Annotated in this window: 21 protein-coding genes; 10 read left to right on the top strand and 11 right to left on the bottom strand. The window is 73.6% G+C overall.

The genetic code is table 11. From position 1 onward, the window contains the following. Positions 1 to 11: 11 nt before the first annotated feature. The 5 genes from I4I82_RS17115 (at position 12) to hrpA (ending at position 6,475) form a co-directional block, all read left to right on the top strand. On the top strand, positions 12 to 683 hold the full coding sequence (locus I4I82_RS17115) for an SDR family NAD(P)-dependent oxidoreductase (protein ID WP_226370112.1): 672 nt from the start codon (positions 12 to 14) through the stop codon (positions 681 to 683). Continuing rightward, complete coding sequence (locus I4I82_RS17110; protein ID WP_218593198.1) at positions 676 to 1,485, top strand: serine hydrolase domain-containing protein; 810 nt, start codon at positions 676 to 678, stop codon at positions 1,483 to 1,485. The genes I4I82_RS17115 and I4I82_RS17110 overlap by 8 nt, the downstream gene beginning before the upstream one ends. Then, positions 1,482 to 1,613: a hypothetical protein gene (locus tag I4I82_RS34460; RefSeq protein WP_267460564.1), complete on the top strand. Its 132-nt coding sequence runs from the start codon at positions 1,482 to 1,484 to the stop codon at positions 1,611 to 1,613. The genes I4I82_RS17110 and I4I82_RS34460 overlap by 4 nt, the downstream gene beginning before the upstream one ends. 423 nt (positions 1,614 to 2,036) lie before the next feature. After that, positions 2,037 to 2,297: a DUF8836 family protein gene (locus tag I4I82_RS17105; RefSeq protein ID WP_218593199.1), complete on the top strand. Its 261-nt coding sequence runs from the start codon at positions 2,037 to 2,039 to the stop codon at positions 2,295 to 2,297. 29 nt (positions 2,298 to 2,326) lie between these two features. Next, positions 2,327 to 6,475, top strand: a complete 4,149-nt coding sequence (gene hrpA, locus I4I82_RS17100; RefSeq protein ID WP_218593200.1) for an ATP-dependent RNA helicase HrpA — start codon at positions 2,327 to 2,329, stop codon at positions 6,473 to 6,475. A gap of 48 nt (positions 6,476 to 6,523) precedes the next feature. Here the strand turns inward: hrpA and I4I82_RS17095 are convergent, their stop codons facing one another. Further along, on the bottom strand, positions 6,524 to 7,399 hold the full coding sequence (locus tag I4I82_RS17095; protein WP_218593201.1) for a type IV toxin-antitoxin system AbiEi family antitoxin: 876 nt from the start codon (positions 7,397 to 7,399) through the stop codon (positions 6,524 to 6,526). A 141-nt stretch (positions 7,400 to 7,540) separates the two neighbouring features. On the opposite strand from I4I82_RS17095, the gene I4I82_RS17090 reads away from it, so the two are divergent. Next, positions 7,541 to 8,839, top strand: a complete 1,299-nt coding sequence (locus I4I82_RS17090; RefSeq protein ID WP_218595858.1) for a M20 family metallopeptidase — start codon at positions 7,541 to 7,543, stop codon at positions 8,837 to 8,839. A 31-nt stretch (positions 8,840 to 8,870) separates the two neighbouring features. Here I4I82_RS17090 and I4I82_RS17085 read toward each other — a convergent pair whose 3' ends face one another. Genes I4I82_RS17085 through I4I82_RS17060 form a run of 6 tightly spaced genes read right to left on the bottom strand, consistent with a single transcriptional unit; the run spans position 8,871 to position 13,995 of the window. Next, positions 8,871 to 9,479, bottom strand: a complete 609-nt coding sequence (locus tag I4I82_RS17085; protein ID WP_226370111.1) for a zinc-binding dehydrogenase — start codon at positions 9,477 to 9,479, stop codon at positions 8,871 to 8,873. Next, a complete protein-coding gene (locus tag I4I82_RS17080; RefSeq protein ID WP_225920615.1) occupies positions 9,464 to 9,880 on the bottom strand; it encodes an alcohol dehydrogenase catalytic domain-containing protein in 417 nt (138 codons plus the stop codon). The genes I4I82_RS17085 and I4I82_RS17080 overlap by 16 nt, the downstream gene beginning before the upstream one ends. Then, entirely contained in the window at positions 9,880 to 10,866 is a 987-nt protein-coding gene (locus I4I82_RS17075; protein ID WP_218593892.1) for a zinc-dependent alcohol dehydrogenase family protein, read from the bottom strand. The genes I4I82_RS17080 and I4I82_RS17075 overlap by 1 nt, the downstream gene beginning before the upstream one ends. Further along, complete coding sequence (locus I4I82_RS17070; RefSeq protein ID WP_218593891.1) at positions 10,863 to 11,747, bottom strand: carbohydrate ABC transporter permease; 885 nt, start codon at positions 11,745 to 11,747, stop codon at positions 10,863 to 10,865. The genes I4I82_RS17075 and I4I82_RS17070 overlap by 4 nt, the downstream gene beginning before the upstream one ends. Further along, positions 11,744 to 12,679, bottom strand: a complete 936-nt coding sequence (locus I4I82_RS17065) for a carbohydrate ABC transporter permease (RefSeq protein WP_218593890.1) — start codon at positions 12,677 to 12,679, stop codon at positions 11,744 to 11,746. Before I4I82_RS17065 ends, I4I82_RS17070 begins: the two co-directional genes overlap by 4 nt. Beyond that, the gene (locus tag I4I82_RS17060; RefSeq protein ID WP_226370110.1) at positions 12,676 to 13,995 is read right to left on the bottom strand and encodes an ABC transporter substrate-binding protein; all 1,320 of its coding nucleotides are present in this window, start codon (positions 13,993 to 13,995) and stop codon (positions 12,676 to 12,678) included. Before I4I82_RS17060 ends, I4I82_RS17065 begins: the two co-directional genes overlap by 4 nt. A 164-nt stretch (positions 13,996 to 14,159) precedes the next feature. Between I4I82_RS17060 and I4I82_RS17055 the strand changes: the two genes are divergently transcribed. Then, the gene (locus tag I4I82_RS17055) at positions 14,160 to 15,128 is read left to right on the top strand and encodes a sugar-binding transcriptional regulator (protein WP_218592259.1); all 969 of its coding nucleotides are present in this window, start codon (positions 14,160 to 14,162) and stop codon (positions 15,126 to 15,128) included. Continuing rightward, positions 15,118 to 15,900 carry a phosphotransferase enzyme family protein gene (locus tag I4I82_RS17050; protein ID WP_218592258.1) on the top strand — a complete coding sequence of 261 codons (783 nt, stop codon included), beginning with the start codon at positions 15,118 to 15,120 and terminating at the stop codon, positions 15,898 to 15,900. The genes I4I82_RS17055 and I4I82_RS17050 overlap by 11 nt, the downstream gene beginning before the upstream one ends. A gap of 3 nt (positions 15,901 to 15,903) precedes the next feature. On the opposite strand, the gene I4I82_RS17045 is transcribed toward I4I82_RS17050, so the two are convergent. Then, a complete protein-coding gene (locus I4I82_RS17045; RefSeq protein WP_218592257.1) occupies positions 15,904 to 16,272 on the bottom strand; it encodes a hypothetical protein in 369 nt (122 codons plus the stop codon). Between the two features lie 50 nt (positions 16,273 to 16,322). Continuing rightward, positions 16,323 to 17,225 (bottom strand): LLM class flavin-dependent oxidoreductase, encoded by a 903-nt coding sequence (locus I4I82_RS17040; protein ID WP_218592256.1) that lies wholly within the window; start codon positions 17,223 to 17,225, stop codon positions 16,323 to 16,325. Between the two features lie 54 nt (positions 17,226 to 17,279). Here I4I82_RS17040 and I4I82_RS17035 point away from each other — a divergent pair, with 54 nt between their 5' ends. Next, on the top strand, positions 17,280 to 18,470 hold the full coding sequence (locus I4I82_RS17035) for an acyl-CoA dehydrogenase family protein (RefSeq protein ID WP_218592255.1): 1,191 nt from the start codon (positions 17,280 to 17,282) through the stop codon (positions 18,468 to 18,470). Here I4I82_RS17035 and I4I82_RS17030 read toward each other — a convergent pair. Both I4I82_RS17030 and I4I82_RS17025 read right to left on the bottom strand, forming a co-directional pair. Next, a complete protein-coding gene (locus I4I82_RS17030; protein WP_218592254.1) occupies positions 18,467 to 19,321 on the bottom strand; it encodes an alpha/beta fold hydrolase in 855 nt (284 codons plus the stop codon). The two genes, I4I82_RS17035 and I4I82_RS17030, sit on opposite strands and share 4 nt — an antisense overlap. Before the next feature lie 480 nt (positions 19,322 to 19,801). Next, positions 19,802 to 21,040 carry an HNH endonuclease gene (locus I4I82_RS17025; RefSeq protein ID WP_218595856.1) on the bottom strand — a complete coding sequence of 413 codons (1,239 nt, stop codon included), beginning with the start codon at positions 21,038 to 21,040 and terminating at the stop codon, positions 19,802 to 19,804. A gap of 128 nt (positions 21,041 to 21,168) precedes the next feature. On the opposite strand from I4I82_RS17025, the gene I4I82_RS35005 reads away from it, so the two are divergent. Further along, complete coding sequence (locus tag I4I82_RS35005; protein ID WP_218592252.1) at positions 21,169 to 21,621, top strand: integrase core domain-containing protein; 453 nt, start codon at positions 21,169 to 21,171, stop codon at positions 21,619 to 21,621. The last annotated feature ends 25 nt before the right edge of the window (positions 21,622 to 21,646 follow it).

Raw genomic sequence — 21,646 nt, 5'->3', positions numbered from 1 at the left:
GGATGGGCGCCGTGGATGCAGTCATCGTCACAGGTGCGGCGGGCGCGCTCGGGCACGCCGTCGTCGCGGAGTTCCGGTCCCGGGGCCGTGAGGTGGTGGCGCTGGACCGCGCCGGGGAGCGCCTCGACGCGCTCGGCGGGCAGGACGGGGTGCACGCCGTCGCCGCCGACCTGTCGTCGCGGGCGGCCGCGCGGGAGGCGTTCGCCGCGATCCCCGTCGCCTGCGACGCCCTCGTCGGGCTGGCCGGCGGGTTCACCCCGGGCTCGCTCGCCGACGTCGACGAGGAGGTGCTCGACTCCCTGTGGCGCTCCAACTTCGGCTCCGCGCTGTGGACGGCGCAGGCCGCGGCGCCGCTGTTCGCCGCGCGCGGCGGGGGCGCGATCGTCACGGTCGGGTCGAAGACGGCGGTGCAGGGCCCGGCGCCCGTCGCGCACGCCACGAGCAAGGCCGCCGTCGTGCGGCTCACCGAGCTCCTCGCCGAGGAGCTGCGCGGGCAGCGGATCCGGGTCAACGCGGTCCTGCCGTCGGTCATCGACACCCCGGCGAACCGGTCGTGGATGTCGGAGGAGCTCGCCGCGCGGGCCGTCGCGCCGGCCGCGATCGCGAAGGTGATCGCGTTCCTGTGCGGCCCCGATGCCGAGCCGATCAGCGGCGCGCTGGTCCCGGTGTACGGGGATGCCTGACCTGCAGGCCGCCGTCGACGCGGTGCTCGACTGGCCCGTCGGGAACGCTGCGGCCGCCGTCGTCGGCGACTCCGTGCTCGCGAGCGCGGGCGAGCTCGACCGGGAGTTCCGCCTCGCGTCGGTGACGAAGCTGCTCAGCGCCTACGCCGTGCTGGTCGCGGTCGAGGAGGGCGCCGTGGAGTGGGACACGCCCGCGGGGCCCGACGGCTCGACGGTCCGCCACCTGGCCGCACACACGTCGGGCCTGTCGTTCTCCGACGGCGTCGTGCAGGCGGCGCCGGGCGCGCGGCGGATCTACTCCAACGTCGGGTTCGACGTGCTCGGCGAGACGATCGCCGCCGCGTCGGGGATGCCGTTCGCGCAGTACCTGCACCTCGCGGTGTGCGAGCCGCTGGACATGGCGTCGACGCGCCTGGAGGGCTCCCCCGCCGCCGACGGCGTCTCGACCGTCGCCGACCTGGCCCTGTTCGCCGCCGAGCTCCGGGCCCCGCGGCTGACCCACACCCTGGCCGACGCCACGACCGTCGCCTTCCCTGGCGTCGACGGGATCCTGCCGGGCTACGGGCGCCAGAAGCCCAACGACTGGGGCCTCGGGTTCGAGATCCGCGACGGCAAGTCGCCGCACTGGACCGGCGCCGGCAGCTCGCCCCGCACGTTCGGGCACTTCGGGCAGGCCGGCACGTTCCTGTGGGTCGACCCGGACGCCGGTGTGGCCTGCGTCGCGCTCACCGACCGCGACTTCGGGCCGTGGTCGGTGGAGGCGTGGCCGCCGTTCACGGACGGGGTGCTCGCCGCGCTGTGATCGGGCCGGAGGCCTGTACACGCGGCGCTCTCGACGACTTCCTGGTGCTCGCGCTCGACCCGCGGGTCACCGAGCGGGTCCTGACCGGCCGCTACGGCACCGAGGTGACCCGCTTCGTACTGCGCTGACCGGCCGGGAATGGACGGGCGGGGGGTGCTGTTGAACCGGCAGTCCGAGCCGGGCGATCCGTGTCCCCGGGTCTCAACTCACCGCCACCCCACGGGGTGCGCCACGCGCCGAGAGGCGACCGGCGCCCGGCCCGGACACCTGCTCCTCCCCGGGAATCTTCCTGGACCCGGGGAGGTTGAAGAAAGTGTCCGAGCCGGGCGATCCGTGTCCCCGGGTCTCAACTCACCGCCACCCCACGGGGTGCGCCACGCGCCGAGAGGCGACCGGCGCCCGGCCCGGACACCCTTCCGATCCACCCCCTCAGCCTGCCGTGCCCGGCGCGTCCCGCCGCCGTGTGGCGCGGCTGCCCGGGCGGCGCTGTTCCCCCCACGGCGCCGCCCCCCACACCGTCCCGAGCTGATCACCACCTCCAGGAGGAGCCCATGAAGGGCGATCGCGTCGAAGTCGTCATCGATGCCGGGAGCGGCACCACCCGCGCCTACGAGATCGAGGCCACCCGCGCCGGCCGCAAGGTCGGGGTGACGCACGGCCGCGGGGTCGTGGAGGTCAGCGAGACCACGCGCGGCGGCAGCACCGTCCGCACCGCGCGCTTCCTCGCCAACCGGGTGCTGGCGCTCGTCGAGCACCCGGCGGCCGACGCCCCGGTGGCCGACGAGATCACACCCGCCCTGCGCTCCGCCTGAGCGGCGGGTCCAGGCACACTGGCAGGACGATGTCCTCCGCACGAGCCACCGACGCGCGCGCCGACGCCACCCGTCCGGCCGCCGGTGCCGCCGTTCCGGCCGGCGCTCCCACCGTCCCCGGCACCGGGGAGGGCGGCGAGCGCCGCGCCCGTCGCCCCCGCCGCCGCCGGCCCCGCGGTGGATCCGGGTCGCCGTCACAGCCGCAGCCGCAGCCCGACTCGGCCACCACGACACCCCGACTCGCGGAGGACGGGCCCGAGCCCGCTCCGACGTTCTCCGACGGCGACCTCGACGCCCTCGCCGCCCGCCTGCCGGACCTCTCCCTGCGCGACGAGCACCGCCTCGCCCGCCGCCTCGACACCGCCCGCCGCACCCGCGACACGCGCGCCCGCGACCGGGCCCTCGCCGGGATCGCCGCGGCCGTCGACGAGAGCGAGGCGCGCCTCGCCGCCCGCCGCGCCGCCGTGCCGGCCGTCTCCTACCCGCCGACGCTGCCGGTCAGCGCCCGCCGCGAGGACATCGCGGCGGCGATCCGCGACCACCAGGTCGTCGTCGTCGCAGGCGAGACCGGCTCCGGCAAGACCACCCAGATCCCCAAGATCTGCCTGGAGCTGGGACGCGGCGTCCGCGGGTTGATCGGGCACACGCAGCCCCGTCGGCTCGCCGCGCGCACGGTCGCCGCCCGCATCGCCGAGGAGCTGGGTTCCGAGATCGGCGACACCGTCGGCTGGAAGGTGCGCTTCACCGACCAGGTCGGTGAGAACACCCTGGTCAAGCTCATGACCGACGGCATCCTGCTGGCCGAGCTCACCGGCGACCGCATGCTGCGCCAGTACGACACCCTCATCATCGACGAGGCCCACGAGCGCAGCCTCAACATCGACTTCATCCTGGGCTACCTCGCGCAGCTGCTCCCCCGGCGCCCGGACCTCAAGGTGATCATCACCTCGGCCACGATCGACCCGCAGCGCTTCGCCTCCCACTTCGCGACGCCCGAGCGGCCGGCGCCGATCGTCGAGGTCTCGGGACGCTCGTTCCCCGTCGAGATGCGCTACCGGCCCGTCGTCGACCCGGACGACCCCGACGCCGATCCCGACCGCGACCAGCTCGCCGCCATCGCCGACGCCGTCACCGAGCTGCGCCGCGAGGGGCCGGGCGACATCCTCGTGTTCCTGCCCGGCGAGCGCGAGATCCGCGACACCGCCGAGGGACTGGCCAAACGGCAGTTCCCGGGGATCGAGATCCTCCCGCTCTACGCGCGCCAGACCACGGCGGAGCAGCAGCGGGTGTTCGCGCCGAAGCAGGGCTCGCTGGGGCGGCGCGTCGTGCTCGCCACCAACGTCGCCGAGACCTCGCTGACGGTGCCCGGCATCCGCTACGTCATCGACCCCGGCCTCGCCCGCATCTCCCGCTACTCGCGGCGGTTGAAGGTGCAGCGGCTGCCGATCGAGAAGGTCAGCCAGGCCAGCGCCAACCAGCGCGCCGGGCGCTGCGGCCGCGTCGCCGACGGCATCTGCATCCGCCTCTACGCCGAGGACGACTTCGACGCTCGCCCCGAGTTCACCGACCCGGAGATCCTGCGCACCAACCTGGCGTCGGTCGTCCTGCAGATGATCTCGCTGGAGCTCGGCGAGATCACCGAGTTCCCGTTCGTCGACCCGCCCGACCGCCGCAGCGTCGACGACGGGCTCGCGCTGCTGCACGAGCTGGGCGCGCTGGACGCCGCGAAGGGTCTCACCGCCGTCGGCCGCGCGCTCGCGTCGCTGCCCGTCGACCCCCGCCTGGGCCGGATGCTCGTGGAGGCCGACCGCAACAGCTGCCTGCGCGAGGTACTCGTCATCGCCGCCGCGCTGTCGGTGCAGGACCCCCGCGAGCGCCCGACCGAGCAGCGCCAGGCCGCCGACGAGAAGCACGCGCGCTTCGCCGAGGACGGCAGCGACTTCCTCGCCTTCCGCAACCTCTGGACCCACGTCAACGAGCTGCGCCAGGAGCTGTCGGGCAGCCGGTTCCGCAGGACGCTGCGCGAGGAGTTCCTGCACTACCTGCGCATCCGCGAGTGGCAGGACCTGCACGCGCAGCTGCGCTCGGCCGCCCGCAACGCGGGCATGACGCTGAACGACGCCGACGCCTCCCCCGACGCGGTCCACACCTCGGTGCTCGCCGGCCTGCTGTCGCAGATCGGGCTGCGCGAGGCCGAGACGAAGGAGTACCTCGGCGCGCGCGGGGCCAAGTTCATGATCTTCCCGGGGTCGTCGTTGGCGAAGAAGGGGCCGCGTTGGGTGATGGCCGCGGAGCTCGTCGAGACGAGCCGGCTCTTCGCCCGGACCGTCGCGCGGATCAAGCCGGAGTGGGTCGAGCCGCTGGCCGGGCACCTGGTCAAGCGCACGTACTCGGAGCCGCACTGGTCGCGCAAGCGCGCGGCGGCCGTCGCCGTCGAGCGGGTCACGCTGTACGGGGTGCCGATCGTCGTCGACCGCACCGTCGACTACGGCCGGATCGACCCCGAGGTCGCACGCGAGCTGTTCGTCCGGCACGCGCTCGTCGAGGGCGACTGGGACACCCGCCACCACTTCTTCCACGCCAACCGCGCGCTGCTCGAGGACGTCGAGGAGCTGGAGCACCGCACGCGCCGGCGCGACCTGGTCGTCGACGAGGAGACGCTCGTGGCGTTCTACGAGGCGCGGATCCCGGCGCACGTCGTGTCCGGGCGGCACTTCGACTCGTGGTGGCGCAAGAACCGCGACGCCACGCTGCTGGACTTCACCGAGGACATGCTCGTCACCTCGGCCGCCGACGGGGTCGACCGCAGCGCCTACCCCGACGCCGTGGAGGCCGGCGGCCTCACGCTGCCGCTGTCCTACGCGTTCGAGCCGGGCCGCGCGCACGACGGCGTCACCGTCGACGTGCCGGTGGCCGCGCTGCACCAGATCGACCCGACCCCGTTCACGTGGCAGGTGCCGGGCCTGCGCGAGGAGCTCGTCACGGCGCTGATCAAGACGCTGCCGAAGACGCTGCGCCGCAACTTCGCCCCCGCTCCCGACCACGCCCGCGCCGTGCTCGCCCGCCTGCGCGACCAGGACGAACCGCTGCTCGACGGCCTGGAGCGCGAGCTCGGCCGGATGAAGAACGTCACCATCCCGCGCGAGGCGTGGGAGCTGGGGCGGTTGCCCGAGCACCTGACCGTCACGTTCCGCGTCGTCGACGAGGCAGGGCACGAGGTCACCCGCGGCACCGACCTGGAGGCCCTGCGCCGGGAGCTGGCGCCGAAGGTGCGCGCCGAGCTCGCCGCGGCGGGCGTCGAGCTGGAGCGCACCGGCCTCACCACCTGGACGATCGGCACGCTGCCGCGCGAGCACGCGATCCGCCGCGGGCGCCACACCGTCACCGGCTACCCGGGGCTGGTCGACCGGGGTGCGTCCGTCGACGTCCGGGTCTGGCCGACGGCCGCCGAGCGCGACCCCGCGCACCACCGCGGCGTGCGGCGCCTGCTGCTGCTCGACACCCCGTCGCCGGCCAAGCAGGTGCAGCGCGACCTCGACAACGCAGCGAGGCTCGCGCTGGCCCGCAACCCGCACGGCTCGGTCGCGGCGCTGCTGGAGGACTGCACGGTCTGCGCGGCCGACGCCCTGGTCGCCGCGGTCGGCGGCCCGCCCTTCGACGAGCGCTCCTACCTGCGTGCGCAGAAGGTGTTCCGCGAGAAGCTGGTACCGACCACGCTGCGGGTGCTGCACGCCGTCCGCGCGGTCCTGGACGTCCGGCTGCGCGTGCAGGCCCTGCTCGCCGACACGCACCGGACGCCGGGCGTGCAGGCCGGGCTGGCCGACGTCGAGGCCCAGCTCGCCGCGCTCGTCGGCCCCGGCTTCGCCACGGCGGCCGGCGCCTCCCGCCTCGGCGACGTGGCGCGCTACCTGGAGGCCGTCGAGCGGCGGATCGAGAAGCTGCGCGTCGACCCGGTGCGCGACGCCGAGTGGACCGCGCAGGTGCGGGTGGTCGCCGACGAGTACGCGGCCGAGCTCGCCGCCCTACCACCGGGCGTGGAGCCGTCGCCGGAGCTGCGGGAGGTCCGCTGGATGATCGAGGAGCTGCGGGTCTCGCTGTACGCCCACCCGATGCGCACGCGGTACCCGGTGTCGATCAAGCGGATCCAGAGCGCGATCGACGCCCTCCCCCGCGCCTGAACCCGACGAGATCTACACCAGCGGGGTTGCGAGGCTCGTGGACCCCGCTCAGGTGGATCTCGTCGCGCCGTAGGCGCGGGAGATCTGCGCGACGATCTTCTCCGGCTCGCCGAGGATCTCGTACTTCGTGTACCGGTAGAGCCGCCAGCCCTTGTCGACGAGGTCGGTGCCCCGGCCGATGTCACGCAGCACGCGCTCCCGAGTGGTGTGCCCCTCTCCCTCGTACTCGATCCCGATCATGCGTTCGGGGTAGGCGAGATCCAGCCACACGGCCCGGCGGGCCCGCTCGTCCTGCACGACCCACTGCACCTGCGGCCGCGGTAGCCCCGCGAACTCCAGCAGCAGGCGCAGGCGGGTCTCCATCGGTGAGCCCGACCGGCGGTCGGCGTAGGCCAGCACCTCGGCGACGGCGTCGTTGCCGCGCGCGCGGGGGAAGTGGACGACGAAGTTCAGCAGCAGGTCGGGAGGGAATCCGTGCCGCCGGGACAGGGCGTCGACGGCCACCACCCGCTCCACCAACGTGCCCCGGCGGGCGAGGTCGTATGCGGTGCGCAACGGCGTGGTGGTCCGGAGAGTGCCCACGTCCCGGATCTCTCCCGGCGCCAGCACGGCCCGGCGGACCAGCAGGCCGGGGTGCTCGCGCTGCTTCCCGCGCGGGACCGTCACCTCCGCCGGGGCGTCCTGCGGCCCGCACGACGCACCGAGCACCTCGGCGGCCGAGTACCCGGACAGCACACCGCGGCCCTCGACGTAGCGGTACGCCGCGTGCGAGCGCAGCTCCAGGTCCGGTTCCTGGCCGGCGGCCACGTAGACGTCGGGGAGGAGGCGGACGAATCGCGGCCCGCGCAGCACGTCCCTCGTCACCAGACCCGCGGCCACGGCCGCCGAGCCGCGGAAGGCGACGGGCCACCCCGGTACGGACACAGGTGGATCATGGCCGCAGGGACACGGCTCCCGTGGCCGTTCGGAACATCTCGCAGCACGAGATCGACGTGAACGGGGTCGTCGGCCCGTGGAACCCCGCTGAGGTGGATCTCGTGCGTGCAGGGGCCTAGCGTCTCGGCGATGACCGTTCCCGACGACACCTACCTCCGCGCCCTCTCCGCCGCCACCGCGCACCGGGTGGAGACGGCCGAACCGCTGACGTCGGCCCACTCCGGGGCCCCGGCCGTGGTGCGGGAGCGGGTGGCCGAGGGGGTGCGGCGGGCCGGGGACGAGCTCGTCGCCCTGAGCCGCGACCTGCACGCCCACCCCGAGGAGGGGTTCGCCGAGCACCGGTCGGTCCGGCAGGTGGTCGCGCTGCTGGAGCGGCACGGGCACGGGGCCGAGGTCGGGATCGGCGGGCTGGACACCGCGTTCGTCGCGCGCCGCGGCGGCGACGGCCCCCACGTGGCCGTGCTCGCCGAGTACGACGCGCTGCCCGGCGTCGGCCACGCCTGCGGCCACAACATCATCTGCTCGACGGCGGTGGGCGGGTTCCTCGCGGCGGCGGAGGTCGTCGCGGAGACCGGGGGGCGGGTGTCGCTCATCGGCACGCCCGCCGAGGAGGGCGGCGGCGGCAAGGAGACGCTCGCGCGGGCGGGCGTGTTCGACGACGTCGACGCCGTCGTCATGCTCCACCCCTTCGGCCACGACGTGGCGATGCACCCGTTCCTCGGGCGGCGGCAGGTGGAGATGGTGTTCCGCGGGGTCGCCGCGCACGCCGCCGCGCAGCCGTTCATGGGCCGCAACGCGCTCGACGCCGCCGTGTCCGCCTACCAGGGCGTCGCCGCGCTGCGCCAGCACCTGCCCGGCACCGACCGCGCGCACGGCGTCTTCACCGACGGCGGCGCGCGCCCGAACGTCGTGCCCGAGCGCGCCGCGCTGCTGTTCTACCTGCGCTCGGCCGACCCGGAGACGCTGCGCGACCTCGCCGCCCGCGTCACCGCCGTCGCCGAGGGCGCGGCGACGATGCACGGCTGCTCGGTCGAGCTGAGCTGGGACGGCCAGCCCGCGTACCTGCCGATCCGCTTCAACCAGGCGCTCGCCGCCCGCTGGGCCGTCAACCAGGAGCCCGCCGGGCGGACCCCTCTGCCGCCCGGCGTCGTCCCGGAGTTCCTCACCGGCTCCACGGACCTGGGCAACCTCAGCTTCCGGATGCCCGCGATCCACCCGATGATCGCCGTCGCCGACGCGGCCCTGCACACCGCCGAGTTCGCGACGGCGGCCGGCGGCCCGGCCGGTGACGCCGCCGTCCGCGACGGCGCGCTGGGCCTCGCGCTCACCGCCGCCGACTACCTCGCCGACGCCGGCCTGCGCGACGCCGTGCACACCGAGTTCGCCGCAGCGGGCGGCCCGCTGGACGTGCCGCGCTACTTCGACTGAACCGAAGACGAACAGGGCCCGCGGGGCGCGGTCACGCGCCCGGGTGCACCACCACCTTCACCGACGACGGGTCGGTGCGCCCCACCGTCAGCGACGCCTCGGCGTCGGCGAGCGGGTAGCGGCCGGTGACCAGCCGGTCGAGGTCGATGCGCCCTCCCGCGACCAGCGCGATCGCGGTCGGCCACGTGTTGGCGTAGCGGAACGTGCCGGTCACCTCCAGCTCGCGCTCCTGCACCACCGACAGCGGCAGCGCCACCTCGTCGCCCCCCATGCCGACGAGGACCGCGCGCCCGGCCGGCGCCAGCGCCCGGATGCCCTCGGAGATCACCGGCGGGAAGCCGGAGCACTCCAGCAGGACCTCGGGCGGCGGCACGTCGAGCACCGACCCCGACCGGGCGTCCACCGTGTCGGTGGCGCCGAGCGACCGCGCGAGCGCCAGCCGGGACGGGTTGACGTCCGACACCGTCACCGAGGTCGCCCCGGCGGCCAGCGCGGCCTGCACCGCGACGAGTCCGATCGGCCCCGCACCCGTCACGAGCACCCGCGAGCCCGCGCCGACCCGCCCCTTCGTGCACGCCCACAGCCCGACCGACAGCGGTTCGAGCAGCGCGGCGGCGTCGTCGCTCAGGGCGTCGGGCACGGGTGCGCGAACGCCTGGTGCACCACCACCTGCTCGGCGAACGCCCCGTCCACGGGCGGGGTGGCGAAGAAGCGGACGTCGGGGCAGAGGTTGTAGCGACCGGCGAGGCACCGCGGGCAGGAGCGGTCGGGCACCCCCGGCTCGACCGACACCCGCTGCCCCACGTGCCGCCCGGTGACGCCCTCGCCCAGCGCGCTGATGACGCCGGCCGCCTCGTGCCCGAGCACCAGCGGCTCGTCGACGACGAACCGGCCGATCCGCCCGTGCTCGTAGTAGTGCACGTCGGACCCGCAGACGCCGACGGACGAGACGTCGACGAGCACCTCGCCCGGGCCCGGCCGCGGCGCCTCGCGCTCGACGAGTGCGACGTCGCCGGCCCCGCGCAGCACCGCGGCCCGCATCAGGGCCGGACCTGGATCTTGCGCCCGACCCCGGCGCGGAACTGCTCCAGCGCCGCCGGGTACTCCTCCAGCGGCTTCCGGTCGCTGATCATGATCTCCGGGCGCAGCACGCCGTCGGCGAACAGCTCGGCAGCGCGCTCGAAGCTGTGCAGCACCGCCATCGACCCGATGATCCGGATCTCCTGGTTGTAGACCCGGAACGGCGAGAACCGGGCGACGGCGTCCTCGTTGGCCACCCCGAACTGCTGGAACGTGCCGCCGCGGATCACGCGGCCCAGTCCGTCCTCGATGGCGGCGACGACGCCGGTGCAGTCGATGACGTTGTCCCAACCGCGCTGCTGCTCCAGCTCGTCGGCGCTGGTGACGGTGTGGGTGCAGCCGAGCTCCTTCGCCGTCTCCAGCCGCGCCGGGTTGAGGTCGACCATGCTGACGCTGGCCGCGCCCGCGCGCTTGGCCAGCTCCATCATCATCAGGCCCATCGTGCCGGCGCCGTAGATGAGGTAGTGGTCGCCCAGGTGGGGAGCGAGCACGTCGAAGCCGCGGACCGCGCACGACAGCGGCTCGATCAGCGCCGCGTCCGCCGGGGCGACGCCGGGCGGCAGCACGACGCAGTTCGCCACGGGCGCCACGGCGTACTCGGCCGCGCCGCCCGTCGTCGAGACGCCGATCGCGGCCCAGCGCTCGCAGAGGTTGCCCCGGCCGCGGCGGCAGAAGTAGCACTCGCCGCAGTGCAGCGACGGGTCGACCGCGACCTGGTCGCCGACGCGGAGCTCGGTGACGTCGGTCCCGATGCCGACGACCTCCCCCGCGAACTCGTGCCCCGGCGTGACCGGGAGCGTCGGCGCGAACTCGCCGTCGGCGATGTGCAGATCGGTGCCGCAGATCCCGCACGCCGCGACGGCGACGACGACCTCGCGCGGCCCCGGCGTCGGGTCCGGGACCGTCTCGACGGTGACCCGGTCGGCCGAGATGACCGCCGCCCTCACTTGACCGCCCCCAGCGACAGGCCCTGCACCAGCTTGTCCTGCGCCGCGAACCCGGCGATGAGCACCGGGAGCGACACGACCACCGCCGCCGCGCACACCTTCGCCAGGAACAGGCCCTGACTGGTGACGAAGCTCGTGAGGAACACCGGCGCCGTCTGCGCGACGGTCGCGGTGAGGACGCGCGCGAACAGCAGCTCGTTCCAGCTGAAGATGAAGCAGATCAGCGACGTGGCCGCGACGCCGGGCAGCACGATCGGCATGACGATGACGCGCAGCGTCCGCAGCAGCGACGCCCCGTCCACCGACGCCGCCTCGAGGATCTCGACGGGCACCTCGGCCAGGAACGACCGCATCATCCACACCGCGATCGGCAGGTTCATCGACGTGTAGAGCACGATCAGCAGCCAGATGTTGTCGAGCATCCCGATGCCCTGCGCGATCAGGTACACCGGCAGCAGGCCCGCCACGACCGGCAGCATCTTCGTGGACAGGAAGAAGAACATGACGTCGGTCCACTTGCGCACCGGCCGGATCGACAGCGCATACGCGGCCGGGATCGCGAGGATGAGCACCAGCACCGTCGACAGCACGCTCGCCGTCATCGAGTTGAGCAGCGGCGGCCACGGGCTCGCGCCGGTCGACGACCCGAAGAAGTTGAGGTAGCCGTCGAGGGTGAGCGGCGCGAACACCGACGGCGGGTTCGTGGCCGCGTCGGTCTCGCTGTGGAACGACGTCAGCACCATCCACACGACGGGCAGGACGAACAGCAGGCCGACGAACCAGGCGAGGATCCCCAGCAGGGGCCCCGATCGGTTGCGCCGGGGCGGCGCGACGGCCGCCTCGGACGGGGTGAGCGCCGGGCGCTCCACGGTCGCGGTCATCGGGAACCCTCCTCGCGGAACAGCGACGACACGGTGCGCAGGGCCAGGGTGGCGATCAGGATCGTCCCGATCACCACGACCACACCGGCGGCGGACGCCCGGCCGTAGTCCTGCGCGTTGTAGAAGGTCTGGTAGATCGTGTACGGCAGGTTGGCGGTGCCGAGACCGCCCGAGGTGATGGTGAAGACCGCGTCGAAGTTCTGGACGATGTAGATCGACCCGAGCAGCCCGCCGAGCTCCAGGTACTGGCGCAGGTGCGGGAAGGTCATGTGCCGGAAGACCTGGAACGCCGAGCAGCCGTCGAGCTGCGCGGCCTCGATGACGTCGAGCGGCTTGCTCTGCAGGCCCGCCAGGATGATCAGCATCATGAACGGCGTCCACTGCCACACCAGCGCGGCGACGACCGCGGTGAGCGGCGTCGTCGAGATCCAGTCGGGCTGCGGCGCGCCCCCGCCGAACACGGCGGTGAGCAGCCCGTTGAACAGGCCGTACTCCGGGTTGTAGAGCGCGTGCTTCCAGACGAGCGCGGCCGCGACCGGCACCACGAGGAAGGGCGTGATCATCAGCGTCCGCACGAACCCGCGGCCGAGGAACGCCCGGTCCAGCAGCAGCGCGATGAGCATGCCGAGCAGCAGGCTGACCAGCACGACCGAGACCGTCAGCACGATCGTCGTGATGATCGACTCGCGCGTGGTGACGTCGGTGAGGACCCGCACGAAGTTGTCGAACCCGGCGAACCCCCGCTCGTCGGGGTAGTAGGCGTTCCAGTTCATGAACGAGATCACCAGCGTGCCCACGAACGGCAGCTGCGTCACGATGATCAGGAAGACCAGCGCGGGCAGCAGGGGCGCGCGCCGGGCCCAGTCACCGGTGCGCCGCAGCGCGGGCCGGGCCGGTGGCTGCTCCGTCGGTCGTTCGGTCGTCGTCGTCATGATCCACTCTCCCGGGACCGGTACCGCTCCGCCACGTCGTCGGCCAGCTGCTGGCCGCGGTCGAGCGCGTCGGCCACGCTCACCTGCCCGGCGATGGCCGAGCTGATCTGCTGCGACACCTGCGTCCCCAGGTCGGGGAACTCCGGGATGCCGACGAACTGGATGCCGATCGCGGGCCGCGCCTGGACGCCGGGGTTCCGCGGGTCGGCCGACTCGATCGCCGCGCGGGTCTGCTCGGCGAACGCCCCGGCCTCGGCCAGGTACTGCGGGTTCTCGTACGTCGACGCGCGCTTGCCCGCCGGCACCGACGACCAGCCGACCTGCTCGCCGACCAGCTGCTCGTACTCCTTGCCCGAGGCCCAGGAGACGAACTGCCAAGCCGCGTCCTTGCGCTCGCTCGCCGCCTGGATTCCCCACGACCAGGCGTAGAGCCAGCCGGCGCTGTCGGTCTCGACGACCGGGGCGGGGGCGTAGCCGATCATGCCGCGCACCGGGGAGTCGGCCGCCTCCAGCGAGCCCGCCGCCGACGTGGCGTCGTACCACATGGCGACGTTGCCCTGGATGAGGTTGTTGAGGCACTCGGTGAACCCCGCCTGCGGGGCACCGGTCTCGCCGTGCTCGCGCACCAGGTCGACGTAGAACTGCACGGCCTCGGTGAACTCCGGGGAGTCCACCTGCGCCTGCCAGTCCTCGGTGAACCACGTGCCGCCGAACGTGTTGACCACCGTCGTCAGCGGCGCGAACACCTGGCCCCAGCCGGGCTGGCCGCGCAGGCAGATGCCGGCCATGCCGGGCTGGACGCCGTCGACGCGGGCCGCGATGTCGGCGACCTCCTGCCACGTCGGATTCGCCGGCATCGCGAGGCCGGCCTGCTCGAGGACGTCGCGGCGGTACATGAGGAACGAGGACTCGCCGTAGAAGGGCTGGCCGTAGACCTGCCCGTCGTCGCCGGAGAGCGAGGTGACCATCGGCGCCAGGATGTCCTCCTGGTCGAAGCCCGGGTCGGCCGCGATGAACTCGTCCATCGGCGCGATCCAGCCGCTGCGCGCGTAGATCGGGATCTCGAAGTTGCTCAGCGTCGCGACGTCGTACTGGCCGGCCTGACTGGAGAACTCCTGGCTGATCTTGTCGCGGACGTCGTTCTCGGGCAGCACCGTGAAGTTGACGGTGATGCCGGTCTCGCGGGTGAAGTTGTCGGCGGTGAGGCGCTGCAGGTCCACCATCTGCGGGTTGTTGACCATCAGCACGTTGATGCTGTCCGGCCCACCCCCGCCGACCGACCCTCCCCAGCCCGCACAGGAACTGGTCGCCAGCACCGCCAGCACCATCCCGACTGCCCGTGTACGCCTCATCGCGCCCTCCCGACTCCGCTCAGATGAGCACGAGCCTGATCAGAGGATCAGAGTGTGGCAGCGCTCACGTTCCGTCAATGCCGCGTGCAAGAATGGGCGCAGAAGCGCTCACATGAGCAGGAGGTGCCATGCCCCGAGGTCCCGCACAGCTCGTCCTCACCGCGTCGGTGGCCCGCCGCTACTACCTCGACGGCCGCTCCAAGGTCGAGATCGCCGAGGAGTTCGCGCTGAGCCGGTTCAAGGTCGCGCGACTGCTGGAGGACGCCCGGACGAGCGGGCTCGTGCGCATCGAGATCGGCCATCCCGGCACCGTCGACGTCGAGCTGTCCGGGCAGCTCATGGCCGCGCTGGGCCTGCGCCACTGCGTCGTCACCGACACCCCCGACGAGCACCCCGCCACCCTGCGCGAGCACCTCGGCGCCGCGGCGGCCGACCTGCTCACCGAGATCGTCACCGACGACGACGTGCTCGGGCTGTCCTGGGCGCGTTCGGTGAGCGCGATGGCCACCGCGCTCACCGAGCTCGCACCGGTGCCGGTCGTGCAGCTCACCGGGGCGCTCGCCCGGCCCGGCGTCGACGACAGCTCGATCGAGCTCGTCCGGGAGGTCGCGCGCGTCGGCGGCGGGCCCGCCTACTTCTTCTACGCCCCGATGGCCGTCGCCGACGCCGCCACGGCGCGGGCGCTGCGCCGCCAGCCCGAGGTCGAGCGGGCGTTCTCGCTGATCGACTCCGTGACGATCGCCGTCGCCGGGGTGGGGGCGTGGGAGCCCGAGCAGTCGACGCTCTTCGACGCCACCGGCGAGGCCGAGCGCGCCGCGCTGGCGCGCAAGGGCGTCTGCGCCGACGTCTCCGGCGTGCTCATCGACGCCGGCGGCACGTCGGTCCGCGCCCGGTTGACCGACCGGATGATCGGCATCACCCACGCGCAGATGGCCGCGGTGCCCGAGGTGATCGGGATCGTCTACGGCCCGGCGAAGGTGGGGGCGGCGCTCGCGGCGGTGCGCGGCGGGCTGGTCGACAGCCTGGTCACACACTCCACGCTGGCGACCGCGCTGATCGCAGCGGCGGCCCGGGACGGGGTGGCCGGTGTCCGCTGAGATCCCGCTGCTGGGCGGCACGGCCAACCGCGGGCGGGTGCACCGCGTCGGCGACACCGTCCGCCGTCCGCTGCGCCCCACCGCGCCCGCCGTGCACGCGCTGCTGCGCCACCTCGAGGACGTCGGGTTCGACGGGGCGCCGCGCGTCCTGGGCGTCGACGACCAGGGCCGCGAGGTCCTCACCTACATCCCCGGCGAGGCGGTCACCGCCCCCGCGCCGCCGTGGGGGCTGACCGACGCAGCTCTCGGCAGCGTCGGACGGCTGCTGCGCCGCTTCCACGACGCCGTCGCCGACTTCGACCCGGCGCCGCACGACTGGTCCTCCCCCGCGTCCCCGCCGTTCTCCGGGGGCGGGATCGCGCACAACGACCCGAACCTCGACAACGTCGTGTTCCACGGCGACCGGGCCGTCGCGCTGATCGACTTCGACCTGGCCGCGCCGGGCGCCCCGGTCTGGGACGTCGCGGGCACCGCGCGGTTCTGGGCGCCGCTGCGCGACCCCGTCGACACCGACGACGGCCGCGCCGGGCGCGAGCTCGACCGGCTCCGCGTCCTGGTCGACGCCTACGGCCTCGACGACGACGGCCGCGCCCGCCTCGCGGACGCCGCGCTCGGGCACCACGCGTGGATGAGCGCGCTCGTCGGCGACGGCGCCCGCACCGGCGTCCCCGGCTTCGCCGAGTACTGGACGCCGCAGGCCCGCGCCCGCTCCGAGCGCACCCGGGCGTGGCTGGAGCGGCGCTCCGGCGCGATCACGGCCGCGCTGGCGTAGGACTCAGGCCGCGGTCACGCCGCGCCGCCCGACCGCGCCGCGCAGGCCGACGCAGCCCACGCACCCGATGCAGCCGACGCAGTCGACGCACCCCACGCACGCGACGCAGCGGCGGCAGCCCACACAGGCGACACACGCGACACACGCGAGCAGGCCCGCGCTCAGGACCGTGAGGACGCTGGCGAGGATCCCGACGCTGCCCGACGTCGCGGCGCTGCCGACCACCCCGGCGCTGCCCGCCGTCGCCGCACTGCCGACCACGCCGACGCTGCCCGCCGTCGCCGCACTGCCGACGACACCCGCGCTGCCGGCGGTGGCGGCGCTCCCCGCGACCGCGACGCTGTCCCTGGTCCCCACGACGTGCTCAGCCATGTCCGCTCCCGCTCCCGGCCGGCGGCCGACCCCGGCGATCCTGCCCGGTCTCAGACCCGCGTGAGCACCTCGGTGCGCAGGCGCTCCAGCGCGTCGGTCCGGCGGCTGCCGGTGCCCAGCGCGAAGTCGGGGACGATGAACTCGTCGACACCGGCGTCGGGGTAGCCCGCGAGGACGTCGAGGACCTCCTCCGCCGTGCCCATGGCGACCGGACGCCCGGCCGCGACGAGCCGGTCGCGGCGCTCGCGCGCGTCGGCGTCGCCGGGGTCGACGACCTCGACCACGGCCTGCGCGGAACGGCGCACCGACGCCGGGTCGCGGTCGATGCGCGCGCAGTGTCCGGCGAACACGCGGCCCTTGTGCGCGGCGAGCTCGGGCAGGCCCCAGTGGTTCCACTCGTCGGCGTAGCGGGCGACGATCCCGAGCGCGACCCGCTCCCCCGCCGCCCCGATCAGGATCGGCAGGCGCTGCGGCTTCGGCTCGAGCGGGGCGTCGGTGAGGCGGTAGAACCGGCCGTCGACGGTGGCGCGCTCCTCGCCCAGCAGCGCCGTCAGCACGCGGCACGCCTCGTCGAACCGCGCGAGCCGCTCGGGCACCGGGGGCAGCTCGATGCCGTACGCCTCGTGCTCGTTGACCTGCCAGCCCGCGCCGACGCCGAGGACGAACCGGCCGCCGCTCATGTGGTCGAGCGTGGCGGCCTGCTTGGCGACGACCGCCGGGTGGCGGTAGGTGTTGCCGAGCACCATCGAGCCGATCCGCACCCGCTCGGTGCCCGCCACGAGCCCGGCGAGCAGGGCCAGGCACTCGTGCACCGGACCCGAGACGTCGGCGCGGTCGGGCATGAAGTGGTCGGCCACCCAGACCCCGTGCCAGCCTGTGCGCTCGGCGTAGCGGGCGGCGTCGAGGACGTCGGGCCAGGGGTTGGCGGCGCTGGGCCAGAGTGAGTAGTCCATCGGTCGCGCAGCTTACGGAGTGCTGCCGCGGCGTCACCGTGGAACGATCGGCGGATGGCAGAGTACGAGCACCTCGGCGAGGCACTGGGCACCGACTTCTTCTCCGTCCGCGAGCAGTTCACGTCGGAGCAGTGGGAGAAGTTCATCGCCGTGCGCAAGTTCGTCGACGACGAGGTGCTGCCCGACATCGGCCCCTACTGGGAGAAGGCCGAGCTGCCCTGGCACCTGTTCCGGCGGCTGCCCGAGCTGAAGATCGTCGGTGAGGACATCGACGGCTACGGCGCCGCGGGCATGAGCCCGATGGCCTGCGGCCTCGTCCACATGGAGCTGCACCGCGGCGACGGCTCGCTGGGCACGTTCCTCGGCGTGCACGCCGGCCTCGCGATGCAGTCGGTCGCGATGTGCGGCTCGGAGGAGCAGAAGCAGCGCTGGCTGCCCGCGATGTCGTCGCTGGAGAAGATCGGCGCGTTCGCCCTCACCGAGCCCCGGCACGGCTCCGACTCCATCGCCCTGGACACCACCGCCCGCCGCGACGGCGACCACTGGATCCTCACCGGCTCCAAGCGCTGGATCGGCAACGGCACCATCGCCGACCTCGTCGTGGTGTGGGCGCGCGACACCGACTCCGGCGACGTCAAGGGCTTCGTCGTCGAGACCCCGGCCGAGGGCTACGCGGCCACCGTCATCCCCGGGAAGGTCTCGCTGCGCTCGGTGTGGCAGGCCGACATCGAGCTCACCGACGTCCGCGTGCCCGACGAGAACCGCCTGGAGAACGCCCGGTCGTTCAAGGACTGCGGGAAGGTCCTCGCCAACACCCGCGGCATCTGCGCCTGGATGGCGCTCGGCCACGCGACCGCCGGCTATGACGCCGCGATGCGGTACGCGATGGCGCGCGAGCAGTTCGGCAAGCCGCTGGCGTCGTTCCAGATCGTGCAGCAGCGGCTCGTCCACATGCTCGCCGACCTCACCTCGATGCAGCTCTACTGCATGCAGCTCGGGCGCCTCGCCGACGCCGGGCGCCTCTCGCCCACCGTCGCCGGTCTGGCCAAGATGCACAACACCCGCACCGCCCGCAAGATCCTCTCCGAGGCCCGCGATCTCCTGGGCGGCAACGGCATCCTGCTGGAGCACCACGTCGTGCGGCACTGGGCCGACATCGAGGCCATCCACACGTTCGAGGGCACCGAGACCATGCAGACCCTGATCGTCGGGCGCGACATCACGGGGATCGGGGCGTTCGCCTAGGCAGGGGTCGTGTGCGCGAGCAGCGCCGCGGCCACCTCGGCGTGGGCCCGACGGGGCAGCTCCGCACCGACCCCGTCGAGGACCAGCAGGGCGGCGCCGGGGATCTCCGCGGCGAGCGCGTGCGCGTTGCCCACCGGGAAGAACGGGTCGGCCGCACCGTGCACCACCAGCGTCGGTGCGGCGATCGCGCCCAACCGCTCGCGCCAGCGCGGCGTGCAGTCGAGCGCCGCGAACACCGTGCCCAACAGGCTGTTGCGCGCCGAGGCCGGGTGGGGGCCGGAGCGGTCGAGGACGGCGGCCGCGCGGGCGCGTGCCTCGTCCTCGTCGAACCCCGGTGACGCGGACAACACCCGCGCCCCGGCCACCGCGCCGTCCAGGATCGACGCGCGGTCGGTCCAGTCGATCGGGGGCGCATCGCGGAAGTGCGCCATGACCGCAGGGGCGTGCTCGGGCAGGTCGGCGTCGGCCGGGCCCGGTGCGACCGGGCGCGTCCCGACCAGCGCGAGCGAGGCGACCCGCTCCGGGTGGTCCAGCGCCAGGAGCTGCGCGACGAACCCGCCCGTCCCGAGACCGGCGACGTGGGCGCGGGCGATGCCGAGCCCGTCGAGCACCCCGACGGCGTCGGTGACGAGATCGCGCAGGGTGTAGCCGGGCGAGTCAGGGTCGACGGTGGTCGACCGGCCGGCGTCGCGCGGGTCGTAGCGGATGACGTACCGGTCGGTGAGCCGATCGACCAGCTCGTCGTCCCAGGCAGCGACGGTGGTGCCGATGAGGAGCAGGGCGGGGTCGGTCGGTGAGCCGTGGGTGTCGACGCAGAGCTCGACGTCGCCGACGGGAAGGAGGGTCTCCATGTCGAGGAGACGCCGGGGAGGGGTGCAGGTCATCGGTGTCGGCCCGGAATAGCAGCACCCTGCGCTGCAGGCGTGTCGTGGAACTCGATCCCGGTAGCCGTCGGTGTCGGCGTGTGTGGGCGTCCGGCCCAAGGCGCCGTCGACCGGCGCAGAGACATGCTGCAGCCGGCGGAGACTAATCGCCGGCCCCGATGCCGAGCTGTCTGGGAAGGCCCTACGACGCGGCTCGCGCCCCGCGGCGGACAGCGCCGCGACAACGCGTCCGTCGCGCTCAGGTCCGTCGCGCTCGAACTCCGGGTGGGTCGACCGCAATCGAACAGCCGACCGCGTTCCGGATCCCGCCACCTGGTGTGATCCCTGCGAGGGCGACTGCGTCTCGCCGACACCGCCGCACGAGCGGCAAGAATCGATAGCTTGACGCAAGCGAGGTCGGCAGACACCGGTCTCGTTTCACAGCAGACCTCAGCGCCTTTTGAACGTTCAAGCGACGCTTCTTTGACTCACCGTCGTCACTCTCAGAGGATCCGCCACTACTGCTTCGGAAGTGTATCGAGTGCCGGTGGGTGTGGTCGTGACGATTCCCGCCCCGACGGTTTCCGCGTTCCATCCACGTGTTTCCCGGACCTGGTTGTGGAATGCGCACAACCCACGCCCGTTGTCGAATTCGGTGGTGCCGCCGTCGGTCCAGCGGTGGATGTGGTCGAGGTGGCGAGTCGGGGCGTCGCAGTAGGACTCGCGGCACCGTCCGCCGTCCCTGGCCCGGATGAACGCGGCGAGTCGGCCGGCGAACAGGCGGCTACGGGAGTCGCCGCCGATCACCACCCCGTGGCGGGTGATCAGGCGTCGCCAGGTGGTGCGGCCGGTGCCGGTGGTGAGCAGGTCGACCGGGACGGGTCCGTGGCCGGGGATCTGCGCGGGCAGCGGGCTGCCGGGGTCGACCAGCGCTTCGACGGGGACCAGGACCTGGATCTCGACGTTGACGTCCTGGGCGGTGGCCTGCCCGGTGAGGCGTTCGACGAACGTGTCGGCCATGACCTGCCCGCGGGTGCGGGTGAGCGGTTCCGGGCTGACCGCGGCCTCGTTGACCGCGGCGGCGAGTGCGGCGTAGCAGGCCACGGCTTCGGCGACGGGGAGGTGGGCGGTGAGGTCGGCCATCCCGTCGGCGGCCGGCCGCACTGACACGCGGCGGCCCGTGCGGGCGGCGCGGCAGCGCGCTGCGAACTTCTCCGGTGCGACCTGGGCGGCGAGGGTGCGGGTGAGGTCGTGGATCCGGCGGACCCCGAGGGTGTCGACGTGCTGCTCGGCCAGGGCGTGGTCGACCTGTGCCCGCTCGGTCGGGGACAGGTGCGCGGTGGCGGCGACGATGGTGGCGGTGCGGTACTCGCTCAGCTGCCCGGCGGCGAACAGGGCCCGGATCTGGTCGTGTCCGGCGTGGAGGTCGCGGGCCATCCGCATCCGTCGGCGGCCCTCGGTGGGGGAGACCCGGCAGGCCAGCCCGATCTGGGCGGCGATGCTGCGTTCCAGCGCCTCGGGTTCGACGGTCCCGGTCGCGGTCTGCGATTCCGCGTGTGCGCGAGCGAAGGCGAGAATGACCTCGCTCTGCTCGGCCGCGATCGCCGCTTTCCGTTCCTCCAGCATCGCGATCCGCTCGATCAGCGACGACTCGGAAGGCGACTCGGAAGGCGACTCGGAAGGCGACTCGGAACCGGTCGGCGACATGCAGCAATTCTAGCAGGATCCAGCGACAATAATCGAACACCTGTTCGATCAAAACCGTCTGACGCCCTCGTCATCATCCAGGGCCGCCGGCTCGTGGTCGGACGCTTCCTCGGGGACCGCCGGACACCGTGGCCCACCGGCACAAGCCGATCCCGACCGGCTACGACTACCTCCACGTCGCGATCGACGATCGAACCCGCGTCGCCTGCATCGAAGCCCTGCCCGGCGAACGCGACGGCACCTGCGCCGGTTCCTGCACCGCGCCGCGACCTGGTTCCGTCCGTCCCGGCGGCCCGGATCCTGACCGACAACGCCGAGGTCTACCGCGTCGGCACAACTGGCACGCCGTCCGCGTCGCACTCGGGATCCGGTGCCGGTTCACCGGACCCGGCTGCCCGTGGACCAACGGCGAAGCCGAACGACTCAACCGCACCCTGCTCACCGAGTTCGCCTACGCCCGACCTCGGACCAGCGACACCGACCGACAAGCCGCCCTCGACGACTGGGTCCGCCACCGCAGCACCGGACGAGCCCACACCGCCCTCGGCGGCCGACCTACGATCAGCCGACTCGCCGCATGACCGTCAACAACGTTTCTGGTCACGA

The organism is Pseudonocardia oceani (genome assembly GCF_019263585.2).
Lineage (GTDB): Bacteria > Actinomycetota > Actinomycetes > Mycobacteriales > Pseudonocardiaceae > Pseudonocardia > Pseudonocardia oceani.
This window is presented reverse-complemented; position numbering and strand designations above follow the sequence as displayed.

Excerpts from the sequence above, each read along its gene's own strand:
- I4I82_RS17110 (WP_218593198.1), top strand. The coding sequence starts at position 676 with ATGCCTGACCTGCAGGCCGCCGTCGACGCGGTGCTCGACTGGCCCGTC.
- I4I82_RS17105 (WP_218593199.1), top strand. The coding sequence starts at position 2,037 with ATGAAGGGCGATCGCGTCGAAGTCGTCATCGATGCCGGGAGCGGCACC.
- hrpA (WP_218593200.1), top strand. The coding sequence starts at position 2,327 with ATGTCCTCCGCACGAGCCACCGACGCGCGCGCCGACGCCACCCGTCCG.
- I4I82_RS17090 (WP_218595858.1), top strand. The coding sequence starts at position 7,541 with ATGACCGTTCCCGACGACACCTACCTCCGCGCCCTCTCCGCCGCCACC.
- I4I82_RS17080 (WP_225920615.1), bottom strand. The coding sequence starts at position 9,880 with ATGCGGGCCGCGGTGCTGCGCGGGGCCGGCGACGTCGCACTCGTCGAG.
- I4I82_RS17070 (WP_218593891.1), bottom strand. The coding sequence starts at position 11,747 with ATGACCGCGACCGTGGAGCGCCCGGCGCTCACCCCGTCCGAGGCGGCC.
- I4I82_RS17065 (WP_218593890.1), bottom strand. The coding sequence starts at position 12,679 with ATGACGACGACGACCGAACGACCGACGGAGCAGCCACCGGCCCGGCCC.
- I4I82_RS17055 (WP_218592259.1), top strand. The coding sequence starts at position 14,160 with ATGCCCCGAGGTCCCGCACAGCTCGTCCTCACCGCGTCGGTGGCCCGC.
- I4I82_RS17045 (WP_218592257.1), bottom strand. The coding sequence starts at position 16,272 with ATGGCTGAGCACGTCGTGGGGACCAGGGACAGCGTCGCGGTCGCGGGG.
- I4I82_RS17040 (WP_218592256.1), bottom strand. The coding sequence starts at position 17,225 with ATGGACTACTCACTCTGGCCCAGCGCCGCCAACCCCTGGCCCGACGTC.
- I4I82_RS17035 (WP_218592255.1), top strand. The coding sequence starts at position 17,280 with ATGGCAGAGTACGAGCACCTCGGCGAGGCACTGGGCACCGACTTCTTC.
- I4I82_RS17030 (WP_218592254.1), bottom strand. The coding sequence starts at position 19,321 with ATGGAGACCCTCCTTCCCGTCGGCGACGTCGAGCTCTGCGTCGACACC.
- I4I82_RS17025 (WP_218595856.1), bottom strand. The coding sequence starts at position 21,040 with ATGTCGCCGACCGGTTCCGAGTCGCCTTCCGAGTCGCCTTCCGAGTCG.